General features: G+C 42.8%; 13 protein-coding genes. 8 read left to right on the top strand and 5 right to left on the bottom strand.

The window, feature by feature from the left end; all coding sequences use genetic code 11:
* Window positions 1–63: 63 nt before the first annotated feature.
* Together A0126_RS03555 and mscL are read left to right on the top strand one after the other, a co-directional pair.
* Window positions 64–948 carry a Cof-type HAD-IIB family hydrolase gene (locus A0126_RS03555; RefSeq protein ID WP_029332828.1) on the top strand — a complete coding sequence of 295 codons (885 nt, stop codon included), beginning with the start codon at window positions 64–66 and terminating at the stop codon, window positions 946–948.
* Between the two features lie 12 nt (window positions 949–960).
* Window positions 961–1,347 (top strand): large-conductance mechanosensitive channel protein MscL, encoded by a 387-nt coding sequence (gene mscL / locus A0126_RS03560; protein WP_029332829.1) that lies wholly within the window; start codon window positions 961–963, stop codon window positions 1,345–1,347.
* 75 nt (window positions 1,348–1,422) lie between these two features.
* Here mscL and A0126_RS03565 read toward each other — a convergent pair whose 3' ends face one another.
* A complete protein-coding gene (locus tag A0126_RS03565) occupies window positions 1,423–3,585 on the bottom strand; it encodes an ATP-dependent helicase (RefSeq protein WP_088836468.1) in 2,163 nt (720 codons plus the stop codon).
* Between the two features lie 267 nt (window positions 3,586–3,852).
* Between A0126_RS03565 and A0126_RS03570 the strand changes: the two genes are divergently transcribed.
* Window positions 3,853–4,350, top strand: coding sequence for a GNAT family N-acetyltransferase (locus tag A0126_RS03570; RefSeq protein ID WP_088836469.1), 498 nt, complete (start codon window positions 3,853–3,855; stop codon window positions 4,348–4,350).
* Window positions 4,351–4,512: 162 nt separating this feature from the next.
* Here the strand turns inward: A0126_RS03570 and A0126_RS03575 are convergent, their stop codons facing one another.
* The 3 genes from A0126_RS03575 to A0126_RS03585 form a co-directional block, all read right to left on the bottom strand.
* Window positions 4,513–5,976: a glycoside hydrolase family 32 protein gene (locus A0126_RS03575; protein ID WP_088836470.1), complete on the bottom strand. Its 1,464-nt coding sequence runs from the start codon at window positions 5,974–5,976 to the stop codon at window positions 4,513–4,515.
* 86 nt (window positions 5,977–6,062) lie between these two features.
* Window positions 6,063–7,661 (bottom strand): sensor domain-containing diguanylate cyclase, encoded by a 1,599-nt coding sequence (locus A0126_RS03580; RefSeq protein ID WP_088836471.1) that lies wholly within the window; start codon window positions 7,659–7,661, stop codon window positions 6,063–6,065.
* A gap of 42 nt (window positions 7,662–7,703) precedes the next feature.
* Window positions 7,704–8,195, bottom strand: coding sequence for a GNAT family N-acetyltransferase (locus tag A0126_RS03585; protein WP_088836472.1), 492 nt, complete (start codon window positions 8,193–8,195; stop codon window positions 7,704–7,706).
* 154 nt (window positions 8,196–8,349) lie between these two features.
* On the opposite strand from A0126_RS03585, the gene A0126_RS03590 reads away from it, so the two are divergent.
* Both A0126_RS03590 and A0126_RS03595 read left to right on the top strand, forming a co-directional pair.
* Window positions 8,350–9,267, top strand: coding sequence for an ABC transporter ATP-binding protein (locus A0126_RS03590; protein ID WP_088836473.1), 918 nt, complete (start codon window positions 8,350–8,352; stop codon window positions 9,265–9,267).
* Window positions 9,245–9,988, top strand: a complete 744-nt coding sequence (locus A0126_RS03595; RefSeq protein ID WP_088836474.1) for an ABC transporter permease — start codon at window positions 9,245–9,247, stop codon at window positions 9,986–9,988. Before A0126_RS03590 ends, A0126_RS03595 begins: the two co-directional genes overlap by 23 nt.
* A 45-nt stretch (window positions 9,989–10,033) precedes the next feature.
* Here the strand turns inward: A0126_RS03595 and A0126_RS03600 are convergent, their stop codons facing one another.
* Window positions 10,034–10,675 carry a YczE/YyaS/YitT family protein gene (locus A0126_RS03600; protein WP_239456834.1) on the bottom strand — a complete coding sequence of 214 codons (642 nt, stop codon included), beginning with the start codon at window positions 10,673–10,675 and terminating at the stop codon, window positions 10,034–10,036.
* A 155-nt stretch (window positions 10,676–10,830) separates the two neighbouring features.
* On the opposite strand from A0126_RS03600, the gene A0126_RS03605 reads away from it, so the two are divergent.
* The 3 genes from A0126_RS03605 to glpK all read left to right on the top strand — a co-directional run bounded on the left by A0126_RS03605 (window position 10,831) and on the right by glpK (window position 13,927).
* Window positions 10,831–11,394, top strand: a complete 564-nt coding sequence (locus A0126_RS03605) for a glycerol-3-phosphate responsive antiterminator (RefSeq protein ID WP_088836476.1) — start codon at window positions 10,831–10,833, stop codon at window positions 11,392–11,394.
* A gap of 189 nt (window positions 11,395–11,583) precedes the next feature.
* On the top strand, window positions 11,584–12,408 hold the full coding sequence (locus A0126_RS03610) for an MIP/aquaporin family protein (RefSeq protein WP_088836477.1): 825 nt from the start codon (window positions 11,584–11,586) through the stop codon (window positions 12,406–12,408).
* 28 nt (window positions 12,409–12,436) lie between these two features.
* A complete protein-coding gene (glpK, locus tag A0126_RS03615; RefSeq protein WP_029332840.1) occupies window positions 12,437–13,927 on the top strand; it encodes a glycerol kinase GlpK in 1,491 nt (496 codons plus the stop codon).
* Window positions 13,928–13,959 lie beyond the last annotated feature (32 nt).

Consider the following 13,959-nt stretch of genomic DNA (forward strand, 5'->3'; position numbering starts at 1 on the left):
AGAAGGCAAAGAAAAAGAGAAATGGTATAGTGGGATTGAAAAAGATAAAGGAGAGTGGAAGAAGTGGCAAAAGCAATCAAGTTATTGATTTCCGACATGGATGGTACGGTTTTATCGAGTAATCAAAAAATCGAACAGGAAACGATTGATGCGATTAAGGCGGCAAAGGAACAAGGCGTCGATTTTGCGATTGCAACAGGGCGGAACTACTTAAATGCGAAGGAATTAACGGATCAAGCAGGAATCGTTTGTCCAATCATTGCATCGAACGGTGCACGTGTCATGACGCGCGATGGTGAACAACTGAGCGCAACGACGTTGACGGCTGAACAAGCGCAACAAATTTATAGTATCATCAGCCAATATGAAGTGTTTTTCGAGATGTTCTGTGATCAAGGTCTCGTAACAGCGCAAGGCGCAACAATCGATGCAGCGTATGACTCATTAAAAGATATGAGTCGTGAAAGTGACCGTGCGAAAGAAGTTCTCGACTTTTTCTATAAACGCTATTACGTCAATGAAGATGTAAAAATGATTGATGGGTTCCGTTCCTTCATCCGGAATCAGGCGGGACAAGTCTTTAAATTCATCTCATTCTCGTTCGATCAAGACTTAATGAATAAGATTTGGAAAGAAGTCGAAGAAAAAGTTGACGGCATTTATGTGACGTCGTCTGGTCACGATAACATCGAAGTCATGGCAGTCGGTGCCGATAAAGGAACAGCTGTCAAAACGTTAGCGAAGCACTTAGGTGTATCAATCGATGAGGTCGCAGTCATCGGTGACAACTTAAACGACGTTCCAATGTTCAAAGTCGCAGGTGTTGCGATTGCGATGGGAAATGGACATGAAGATGCAAAAGCGATTGCCGCTCACGTCACAAAAACAAACGATGAACATGGTGTCGGTCATGCAATCAGTCAACTTGCAGCCGGAACATGGTCTTAACGGGAGGGTAATATGTTTAAAGCGTTTAAAGAGTTTGCCTTTCGCGGAAATGTCGTTGATTTAGCGATTGGTGTCATCTTAGGGGCAGCATTTAGTAGTATCATAAAGGCACTCGTCAACAGTATCTTCATGCCGTTGATTGGCATCGTAGTTGGTGGAGTAAATGTAAAAGGATTATCAGTGTCCGTCGGGAGTGCAGAATTATTGTATGGACAGTTTCTTCAAGCAACGATTGAATTCATCTTAATTGCCTTTGCGTTGTTTTTATTCGTCAAAGCTATCAATCGTTTTCGGAGTAAAGAAGAAGTTACGGAAGAAGTCCCGGAACCGACGACGGAAGAAAGACTGCTTACAGAAATTCGAGATGCACTCGTCAGTCGAAACGATGATCGTATTTAAGTAGAAAATTAAATCAAGAAAAAACCCGTCAGCTTTTCTACTCGTCGTAGCAGTAGAAAATGCAGCGGGTTTTTCTTATAAAATGGAAATGAGTTGATTCTCTGAACAAACTTGAAGGGAAAATTGTTTTTCGACACCTTGATCAAATTGAACATCGAGAACGTCTCCTGTTAAATGAAGAACAGTCCCTTCGCCAAATGATTTATGGGCAATCCGCATCTTTTCCTCGATTGGTAATAGTTCTACGGGAGGACGCATACTCGGTCGAACTTGTGCTTGCTGTTTTTGTCGTTTAGCGGCATCTGGATTCAGGATTTGTCGCACGTTGCCAACAAAAATCGATTCTTCGACGACTTTTGATTTGTAGCGATACGAAATCAAATGGAGTTCATGACGTGCTCGTGTCATGCCGACATAGAACAACCGAGCAGCCTCTTCCATTTCTTCGAGCTGACCATCTTTATAGGATTTGATATTATCTGATGATGGTAAAACGCCATTGATTAAATCAATCATGAAGACACGATTAAATTCGAGTCCTTTTGCACTATGGAACGTGGAAAGCGTGACTGCGTTTTGATGTTTATTGGACTTGGCATCACGCATCAGTTGCTCTAAGTGAACAATACGCTCCTTGAATGCGAGAGCGGTCGGTAAGTCACTGGCGACATTTTCAATCGTGTTCAACATCTCAAGTAAATAATCGATACTGAATCCAAGACTGTCACTCATCTTACGTAAGTTTTTTTCGTATCCGAGTTCATTACGAATCAAAGCAAGAGCAGCAGCCGGACGGGCAGTTTGAATCGAAGCGAAAACAGTTTTCATCGTTTTTAATTGTTTCTTTTGGTAAAACTTCATCTCGACATGTTGAAGTAACAAGTCAAACGCATGTTCACCATTACGTAATTCATAGAGGCGTTGCAACTGGACTTTAGAAATATAGCCGGCAAACTTCGTATGAATTTGTGCCAATACATCGATGTCGGAAGGATCCTGGGCGAATTCGATAAAATGTAAAATATCTTTTAGGACCCAGTGACTGAAGAATTTATGATCGACATCTTTAATGTAAAATGGAACATTTGCTAAATCGAGTGCATTCATGACATTGATTGACGATGCATTGTTCCGGTAAAGAATCGCGACTTCCTCAAAGTTCGTTTCCTGCCGCAACTGATTGATGACATATCGCGTTTGATCTTCATAAGAAGCAAGCTGTTCAATCGTAATCGGACGGACGGATGGATTTTCTGTGAACATTTTTTTCGGATGTCGTACTTTATTCCGTTGAATGAATTGATTCGCCGTTTCGACGATTTCTTTTGACGAACGATAATTTTGTTCCATATACAAAACCGTTGCATCCGGGTACGTGTCCTTGAAGTGGATAATCTTCGAAACATCGGCACCACGCCAGCTATATAAAGTTTGGTCATCATCAGCGACAACACAGAGATTGTTATGCGGAAGAGCCAATTTTTCAACGAGTTGATGCTGGACGAGAGAGGTATCCTGACTTTCATCCGTCAATATATATTCGAAACGTCGTTGATAGTTAGCTAACAAAGAAGCATCGTCAGCAAGAATCGTATTGGCATACGTCAACATGTCATCAAAATCCATCAAAGGATGTGAGGGATCGCGCAGTTTAAATTGTTCATATGCAAGATAGATTTCTGTGAAGTTTTTAATCGTTGTTTTTAATGTACGAATATCTTTTTCGACGAGGAGGCGGTTTTTGACAAAAGAAATCATCCGTAACAACTCGTCCATTTGATCTTCTGTGATGACGCTACGGTTTATTTCCTGGAAAATACGACGTAATACCATTCGTTTATGCATCGGCTGATTCGCTGTCTTTTCCAAAGCACCTTCGATGATCGTATATTGTAACTGATTCAATGACGCATAATCTCGCACGACCTGAAAAGCGAAACTATGGATGGTGGAAAAGGACGCAGTCGTCCCAATAAGATGATGAAACCAACCGTGAAACCGTTCCGCCATTTCATGGGCTGCTGCTTTACTAAACGTCAAACCTAGAATCGCTCGTGGATTTACTTTCTTTTCTAAGATTAAATAAGCAATTTTAAAGTTTAAGGTAGTTGTCTTACCAGACCCGGGGGAAGCAAGTAACAGAAGCGGACCTTCATCATGCTCAATCGCAGCACGTTGGACGGGGTTCAACTTCGTACCAGTTTCAAGCTCCATTTTTTTAAAGAAATCATCGGACATGTCAATCTTCACCTCTAACATCTGTAAACTCGATTTTCTTTCCCTAGTTTAGCATTTCCGACATCATAATTGATTAAGGAAGTAAAAGAAGTGGAATAATATTAGAACGAAACAGAAAGTATGATATGAGAAAAAATGAGAAGTGACTTCGTTTTTCGGTGAGTTATGTATAGGATAAAACTTAAAATCAGTGTAAAATGGGAATTGATGTAAGTCTAGTGAGCTAAAGTAGCTCTTTTTGAAATAGACGGAAGGATGAAAAAAACCATGTCTCAAATCAGATTATTTATGTATACGGATGAACACTATGAGCAATGCGATGCCTTTATACTTCCGGAAGAACAAGTTCAATTTACGACTTTCCCGACTCGTGTCGTAACGGAAGCGTTAGAAAATCCAGATAAGTTTCCTGTCGTCATCAAAAAAGACTTGGAAGTCGTCGGCTTTTTCATCTTGCACTTAAACCCCCCGAAAACGCATCGGACAGAAGAACAAAGTGTTCTCTTACGTGCATTTTCGATTGATGCTAAACATCAAAAACAAGGGTATGCCAAAGAAGCGATGTTGCAGCTACCAAAATTCGTTCAGCAACACTTTCCACAAGTAACTGCCATTACATTAGCTGTCAATAAAAAAAATATCGCGGCTAAATCGTTATATTTTAAAACCGGTTATGTAGATACGCTCCAATCAGTCATGGGACCAATCGGCGAACAACACATACTCGCTTTTAGCTTGCAAAAAGAAACGCAATTAGAGCGTTGAGTACCATCGAAAAGGCTTGAGATACAATCGGATGATTTTGAACAGGACGAAATTAAAGAAGGGATTGCGCATCGATTTTAGATGGCAATCCCTTCTTTAATTTTTTTTAGAGCAAATCACGTGTTTCGGACTCTCGGTCTAAAAGTGCTGTGCTTTTTATATTTACAATTCGTAGATCGCAATATCCGCTGTCAAATCACCGATTAACGTAATATCCTGACTCGTTGATTTCGGGAAAATGCGAGTGGAAGCGACAGCTTCACCGTCATTCAAAAAGATTTCGATTGATGAGCGATCAACGAATAGCCGTAGTTGATGTAACGGTTGTTCTAATTGAACAGTACGTGTCGTACCGTAATCGACAGCAGGAACTTCAGCGCCAGAACGACTACGATCAAGCGTAAAGCGTTGTGTCATCGCATCATAAGTTAGGACGGTTGCTTCCTGGTCAGCGGCTCGAACATGTATCTCGAACTGCGTTGTTTGAAGTGCTAAGTTTGATAGATCGAGTTCAAATGTCTCTGCTTGGGCCATCACCATCGCATGATTAATTTCAGTAGATTGCGCGTAAATTGTACGTTTTCTAAGAAGATCGAGTTCACGGACAGGCAATTGTTTCAAACGTCCTTCCTGCAACGTCAGTTCACGTGGAAGTGTTAATGCATGAGCCCAGTTATACATGTCGCTCGGGTATGAAATGTCTGGTAAGCCCATCCATCCGACTAAAATCCGGCGTCCATCTGCTGCTTGCGTCGTTTGGGGGGCATAAAAATCAAACCCGAAATCGAGTTCTGAGAAGGCATGGTGTTGATACGTTAACTCAGGCAAAGCTAGTTTTTCCCCAATCATGTATCCGGATTGGAAAATGTTTTGATAAGCGTCCCCGTCCGGCTCAATGCCTTGTGGGCTGAATAATAAAATACCTTTATCGTCGAGCTCGAAGTAATCAGGACATTCCCACATGTAGCCAAAGTCAGGGTATTGTGTCTTCAACTCTCCGAGGAACGTCCATGTTTCAGTATCTTCCGACTGATAGAGGACGGTGCATCCCGTTAAATCGTCGCGCTGAGCTCCGATGATGCAATACCATGTACCAGACGCTTCCTGGAAGACTTTCGGGTCGCGAAAATGTTCTGTATAACCTGCAGGAACGTTCGGAATCGCAGGAGGTAAGTGTTTGTCGATGCGACCATCCGAACGCAAATGACCGACGATTTGACTTGGATGCCGTACCCAATCTGCATCGCGTTTGTTTCCTGTATACATAATATGGACAGCATCATCCTTAATGAAGCCGCTACCTGAGTATGCACCATGGGAATCTGCATCATCGTTCGGAATAAGTGCCGCGCCTTCGTCAAACCAATGGACTAAATCTTTTGATGTCATGTGGTACCAATACTTTAGACCATGAACAGGTCCAAGTGGGAACCACTGATAAAATAAATGATACGTTCCGTCGTGATATACAAAACCGTTCGGATCGTTTAGGAGACCGGTTGGAGGTTGGATATGGTAAGAAAACCGCCAAGGAGAATTTCTTACTTCTTCCTTCATTGTTTGATAAACTTCCGGTGCGATATCTGAGAGGGGGCGATAGCGTGCCTCGCGTGTCCACTGATTCATGCTGACAGCTCCTTATGCATTTATTTATATTTTTTCTTCTATTTGCTTACATTACGGAGAGCGTTCCCTCTTGTCAATGTCTAATGTTAGCGATGGAACGTCAATCGACCTTTACCAAGTTTTTTAGAATCATATAGTGCAATATCAGCACGGTGGATGACTTGTTCAACCGATTCGTTTAATCGTCGCGTCGCAATTCCGATACTTACCCCAATCTGAAGTGTGGATTGATTGATGACATAGGAATCTGAAAGATACGCTATGATTTCTGTTCCGTACTGATCGAGTAAATCAAAGGATACGACATCGTTCAAAACGATTAAAAATTCATCTCCGCCAAGTCGTGCGATCATACTGTTCGGGCGTCTCATCTGGCTTAAACGTTCAGCTACTTCTTTTAATAATACGTCACCTGTCTGATGTCCAAATCGATCATTGATTGCTTTGAAGCCATCTAAATCAATATAAAGATAGATTTCGGGCGTTTCATTTAAAGAAATCTCATGTAAGTAGTTCGACAGTCCGTTTCGGTTCGGTAAACCGGTCAGCGGATCGATGAGCGCTAACGTCTCATACGTCGTTCGTTGCTGTTCTGTATCAGACAGCTGAGCAATCAGTTGACGTAAGGCAACCGATAGAACGGTGATTTCTCGAATTCCTTTATGGGACGGGATTGAGATTGAATGATCGTGTTGCATCTGCTCAGCAGCCAATGTAATTTTCTTGAGTGGTTTCGTAATGAGTTGCGCGATGAACCAACCGATGACGGCAGTAACGATGGAAGCAATCAGTCCAGCGAAAAAAATAAATTTCTTCAATAGGATGGCGTCGTTAAAAGCGATTTCACTTGGTTGACGGACAAGAATCGTCCAGCCGAGACCATCGTAGTTTTTGTAGCCTTGGCTTTTAGTCGAGCCGGTCAAATAGACATTTCCATCAGACCATTCCGATACATGATAACCGGACTCGACGGGTTCGACGAGATTCTGTGGGAGCGCTTTACCGCGCCACTCATTCGGTCCGAGTAAAACAGTCCGTTGATTTTCGCTGACGATGAAAAATTCTAAACCCTCGATTTGTTTGGTTGAACTCTTAAAGCTTTGTTCGATTTCTTTTGCCCAGGCGAAGCTCAGGTGCGCTGCAAGGACGCCAGTCAATCGACCATCAGTGAATAAAGGGGTGCTGATATCAACGAACTGTAAAGGTTCATTACTCGGATTGGGAAGCAGTTTTGCAAGCAAGACGGCATCATGGACATCACCAATGAATGGGCGTTCTGTCGCTTCTTGGAAGACGGGGCGTGATTGAATCGATTGCCCTTCTAAGATTTGATCCGTCGAAGCACGCACTGTACCGTTCGCATCGAGTAGACCAATCCAAGAGAAATCAGGAATTTGTTGCTGAAGTTGTTCTAACGTCGTTCGCGTGACAGGGAGGTCTGCTGAATTTTTAAGCGTCGGAAGCGTAGCAAGTAGATTAACTTCTGCTGCCCGTGACCACATGTAATGGTCGAGTTTATCAGACAACTGGTAGGCAGTCGCAGACAACGTCATTCCGACTTCTTCTTTTAGGCGATCTGTTGCACGGTCACTAATAAAAAAGGTTAAACATAAGGTCATTGTAAAAAAGAGTAGGGCAATTAGCATTGCAAGTAACACATCAAAACGAATTGATAACTTTTGCATCTAGTGAGCTCCATTTCACCTGTAAATATACGATGACGTATTCTACTTTATTTTATCATAGTTCCTCGACAGGTCTTGAAATTTGACGAAAACTTCGACCTCCTGGTTCGTATTAGAAATACTTTTCTGTTCGAAAATATAACTTAGTTTCCGCCAAAAAGATTGTCCGATTTGATTTTTTGGAAGAACAGCTAAACGAATGACGTCTTTGTTCTTTAAATAGCGTTCATGAAAAGTATGATAAAGGATTGTACCGACTCCCTGGTGATGATAGCGGCCATCAATCAAAAAGAGACCAATCCAAGTTGATCCGTCCCTTGGATGTTCAGGCAAATAGTCGATAATTGCAAAAAATCCCGCATCACTTCGACATAGAAGACTGACGGTTTCGGGGTTAAGGAACTCTTCTGTGAATGCTTGACGAGTTAAAGGAAGTTGACGATTTTCTAGCTGAGCATATGCCAGGTTGTGATTAAAAATGGTTTGAACATCTTTAAAGTGGTCCGGGGTGATTTCAATAAACGTAACGTCCATGTCGAACCTCTCTTTCATCAATTTCGTAACATTCAATGCTTTTATTATACAAAGAGCAAGTGGGTTTTGATTACATAATTGTAAGAAAAGGAACTTTTTCTTTTATTTCCCGTACAATGTAAAGGTAGAGTAAAAAAATGAGGAGGCGAAAAAAATGTTGAAGATTGAACATATCTCGAAGCGGCTCGGAAAAGAGCAAATCCTAAAAGATGTCAGCTTTGAAGTTGCACCCGGAGAAGTCTTTGGATTTTTAGGTCCGAACGGTGCGGGGAAAACGACGACAATTCGAATCATTACAGGGTTGTTAGAGCAGGACGAAGGTAAAGTGACCGTGAATGGACACGATGTCGTCGAGGAGCGTTCGAAAGCATTGACGCAAATTGGAGCGATTGTCGAAAATCCGGCATTTTATCCGTATATGACAGGGAAGCAAAACCTCGTTCATGCGAAAAACTTAATTCCAGGTTTAGGTGAAGTCGACTACGAGGCACTTTCCCGTCTCGTTGGGCTAGAAGGGAAGCTGTCGAAAAAAGTCGGCGAGTATTCTCTTGGGATGAAACAACGTTTAGGAATTGCCCGCGCTTTATTACATAATCCGCGTGTTCTCATTCTCGATGAACCGACGAACGGGCTTGACCCAGCCGGAATCGCAGAACTGCGTGAATATTTACGGGCGATGGCTCGGGATCAACAGATTGCGATTTTAATATCGAGTCATATGTTGGGTGAAATGGAGCAGATTAGCGACCGGTATGCCATCATCGATCAAGGTGTCATCAAATCTGTCGAATCCGTCCGCAATGAGACGGGATCGAAAATTTTATTACGTGTTGCGACGGAAGAAACGGAAGACGTACTTAAAGCACTTAAAGCAGCAAACTATCAAGCGGATCTGTGGAATGATCGAATCGTCGTTACGGCTCCTGAAACGGCATGCCCGGCAATTGCTCGCCTAGTCGTTCCGATTGCTGATTTACACGAGTTAACCATTAAACGGATGACGTTAGAAGAACAATTCTTGCAAGTCACGAAAAAAGAGGGGGATTCACATGCTTTCACTCATACAAAATGAATGGATGAAATGGTGGACGATGAAAAAATCGAAAATCGTATTGGCCTTGTATGTACTCGTTACGATTGGAATCATCATAATCGCAAAGACAAATGATATCGATTTTACGCGAAGTGAATTTTATTCAATCACGTCGATGGTTTTAATTGCACTGCTTGGTATCATCACAATCGTCTTCACAGCTGAAGCGATCGGTAATGAAGTCCGGTATGATACGATGAAACATTTATTGATGAGTCCATATTCTCGGATGACGATTTATTTCTCGAAATTAGCGTTTTCCGTTCTCATCATGCTCGGTCAGTTCCTGTTTATCGTCCTGCTTTCATACGCATTGTCATTTACGTTCTCTGAAGCTGGAGACCCACTCGTCATGCGGGATACCTGGTTACAACTGGTAGGTCCAATCTTTACGATTTTCATGACGTTATTCTTTTCGCTCGTTTTCCGCTCCGTCGGAATGATCATCGGTTTTACTGTACTTGCTCAGTTCTTTACTTCGATTGCCGGGAACGTCTTGCTTGCCTTTAAACCAGAAATCGCGAAATGGATCGTCTTCATGCACCTCGATTGGTCGATGTACTTCGATGGTTCACTAATGGCAGAGATGGCTAATCAAATGGACACGACATTGACATTCTCCGTGCTCTTTGTACTTGCGCATATCTTAGTATTGCTCGGTGGATCAATTTTAATCTTCCAAAAGAAATCATATACGTAAAAAAATCCCGTCCTCATATGATTCGTGAGGGCGGGATTTTTTTAATTACTTCACTCGATTGGAAATCGGGAAAATCCGCTGGAAAAACTCGATTAATGGACCATTCAATAACAAGAACACAAAGGTTCCGACACCAATTCCAATCAATTCGTGTTCGACGATGGAAAGAACACTTGCGATGAGGAAAGGGATTGCTAAGCTGATCGTCGCACCGATTGTCGTACTGTTAAAACGACTGATTAACGATTTCATCAAGTAATCAGGCGGCATTAAGACGAAACCGATTTGTAGATAAAGGGCGAGACCTAATGAAATCATCGGCATCCCGATTATCATATAAACCGAACGGGTTACAAGGTTCGATGGCACATAGAGTAACTGATGAATAGCTAAGAAAAAGTCAATCGCAACACCAAATAAAACGACGAGCGAAAAACTTAAAATAATTGTCCACCAACTAAAACGACTTCCTAAAGCGAGAGCGCTGGCGAGCGCGAAGATATGCAGACAAACGATTGCTAACCCGACCGTTAAAGGTGAAATTCTCGCTAAAGCTTCGCTGGCGGAAGTCCAAGGAGCACTCCCGATTGCGGCGGTGACCATAAAGCTGTTCCCTAAGGCGTTGATGATGATAGAAAATAAGTAAATCGTAATTCGTTTTTGTTGACTCATGGTGGAACGTAGCAAGTGATGCTACGCTTCTCACCTCCTTTTCAGACAGTTTTACGTTAAGGTATACCCTAAAAGTGTTGACTCTTTTCATGGAAATTCAGGAAACCCCATTGCGAAACCTTTACTGGACACGACATACTGAAAACAATTCAAAGAAATGGGGAGTGACGATGACTTATTTTGGTCAGAAAATTTTACCGTCCGTCAGGAAACTTGAGGACTTTGAAAAAATGCTGAAAAGTCCGTATGAATACGGAGTGTTACTCGAGATGCACGTCTCGCGTTTGAAGTCGGTTTATGAATTAGCCAATCGATATGATAAAAAAATGTTTTTGCATATGGATTTAGTTCAAGGACTAAAAAATGATGAATATGCGACGGAGTACGTCTGTCAGGAATTAAAGCCATATGGTGTCATTTCAACGAAAGCGAGCGTCATCTTAAAGGCGCGTCAAAAGAAAGTTAAAACGATGCAACGGATGTTTCTGCTCGATTCCAGTTCACTCGAAAAAAGTTATCAATTGATGGAGCGGACTCAGCCTGATTATATCGAAGTGTTACCCGGATTGATGCCAAAATACATTGAAGAAGTTAAACGAAAAACGGGACGACTCGTTTTTGCGGGTGGATTGATTGATACGGTCGAGGAAGTAGAACAAGCGATTGCAGCGGGTGCGTCGAGTATTACGACGTCCAATAAAGAGTTGTGGCGACATTTTGAACCTGAACGATGAAAGCGCTATGATAAAACGCACAAAAAGTGTTTGACAGCGTTTTCATCGATTGTTATAGTGACATTAAGTTAATACACAGTGACGGAGAAATCGGAGATTCACGCTTTTATTCCCTTTGAGTAATTCTCAAGAGGGAGGAAGTGTGAATCTCTTTTTTTGTTGCTATTTTGATAAAAGGGGGAATAGAACATGTCAGCAGTACTAGCAGAATTTTTAGGAACAGCCTTACTTGTTGCGTTAGGTAACGGAGTCGGGGCAGGGGTTTCGCTATCAAAGTCGTATGCTAAAGACGCTGGATGGATTGTCATTACGTTTGCTTGGGGATTTGCGGTAGCGTTGTCCGTCTATGCCGTCGGTCAGTTCAGTGGAGCCCACTTGAACCCTGCCGTCACACTCGGATTAGCCTTTGACGGTTCATTCGATTGGGCAGATGTACCAGGATACATGATCGCGCAGGTCTTAGGTGGAATCGTCGGTGCCAGTATCGTTTATCTTCATTACTTACCGCACTGGGCAGAAACAAAAGACCCGGCAACAAAATTGGGTGTTTTCGCAACGTCACCCGCTATTCCACATACATTCGCAAACGTTGTCAGTGAATTGATTGCTACGTTCCTGCTCGTCGTCGGAATCTTATCGATTGGTGCTAATACGTTCTCAGATGGTTTGAATCCACTCATCGTCGGCTTTTTGATTGTTAGTCTCGGTATGTCATTCGGGGGAACGACAGGCTATGCAATGAATCCGGCACGTGATTTAGGACCGCGGATCGCACACTTCATTTTACCGATTGCAGGAAAAGGATCATCGAATTGGGGTTACGCTTGGATTCCAGTACTCGGTCCCGTATTAGGCGGAAGCTTAGGTGGATTATTTTATCGGTCTGTTTTCTCAGGCAAGGATACACCGGCCTTCATTATCGTCGGACTTGTGACAATTGTCATTTTAGGTTTATGCTATAAATTCGGTATTCGTCCGAATAAAGAAACGTCAGTAGCGTCAAAGTCAGCTTAACTTACTAGATACAAAGGATGGGGAAGAGATGGAGAACTACATTTTATCATTAGACCAAGGAACAACGAGTACACGAGCGATTCTGTTTAACCAAGCAGGGGAAATCGTTCATTCCGCCCAACGTGAATTCACGCAGTATTTTCCAAAACCGGGTTGGGTCGAGCATAATGCGAATGAAATCTGGGGTACAGTCCTTGCAGTTGTCGCAACATGTTTAACAGAAGCGAACGTAAAAGCGAATCAAATTGCTGGAATCGGGATTACGAACCAACGTGAAACAGCAGTCGTTTGGGAAAAAGAAACGGGTAAGCCAATTCACAACGCAGTTGTTTGGCAATCCAGACAGACAGCTGAAATCTGTGAAGAGTTACGTGAAGCGGGTCATGGTGAATTGTTCCGTTCAAAAACTGGTCTTTTAATTGACGCTTACTTCTCAGGTACAAAAGTCAAGTGGATCCTCGATCACGTCGAGGGGTCACGAGAACGTGCAGAACGAGGAGAACTCTTATTCGGAACGATTGATACGTGGTTGATTTGGAAGTTGTCAGGTGGAAAAGCGCACGTGACAGACTATTCAAATGCCAGTCGGACATTGATGTACAACATTCATGAACTGAAGTGGGATGACGAATTACTTGAGATTCTTGATGTGCCTAAAGCCATGCTTCCTGAAGTCCGTCCGTCGTCTGAAATTTATGCGAATACAGCAGGTTATCATTTCTTCGGTGAGTCGGTTCCGATCGCTGGAGCAGCAGGCGATCAGCAAGCGGCATTATTTGGTCAAGCTTGTTTTGAAAAAGGAATGGCGAAAAACACATATGGTACAGGATGCTTCATGTTGTTGAACACAGGAGAAAAACCAGTCGTTTCGGATCACGGCTTATTGACGACGATCGCTTGGGGTGTCGACGGAAAAGTCGAATATGCACTCGAAGGAAGCATCTTCGTTGCCGGATCAGCAATTCAATGGTTGCGCGACGGCTTACGTCTCATTAATGATGCGAAGGAAACGGAAGCTTACGCAAAACGTGTCACTTCTTCAGACGGCGTCTATGTCGTTCCGGCATTCGTCGGACTCGGGACACCTTACTGGGATAGCGACGTCCGTGGAGCAGTCTTCGGCCTGACGCGTGGAACAGAAAAGGAACACTTCATTCGTGCGACACTCGAGTCGCTTGCGTATCAGACACGCGACGTCTTGACGGCGATGGAGCAAGATTCAGGAATTGAAATGTCGGCACTTCGTGTTGATGGTGGTGCTGTTAAAAATGATTTCTTAATGCAGTTCCAAGGCGATATCATCAATGCACCAGTCGAACGTCCGGAAATCAATGAGACGACGGCACTTGGTGCTGCATATCTTGCAGGACTCGCAGTCGGATTCTTTAAGGACAAAGAGCAAATCGCGGCACATTGGAAAATGGATCGTCGTTTCGAACCAGAGATGGATGAAACAGAAAGCGATGCATTATATGACGGATGGAAAAAAGCTGTCCAAGCTACGATGTTGTTTAAATGATGTGACATATGTTATATTGGGTATAAGTTAAT

The sequence above is a fragment of the Exiguobacterium sp. N4-1P genome, from assembly GCF_002214325.1.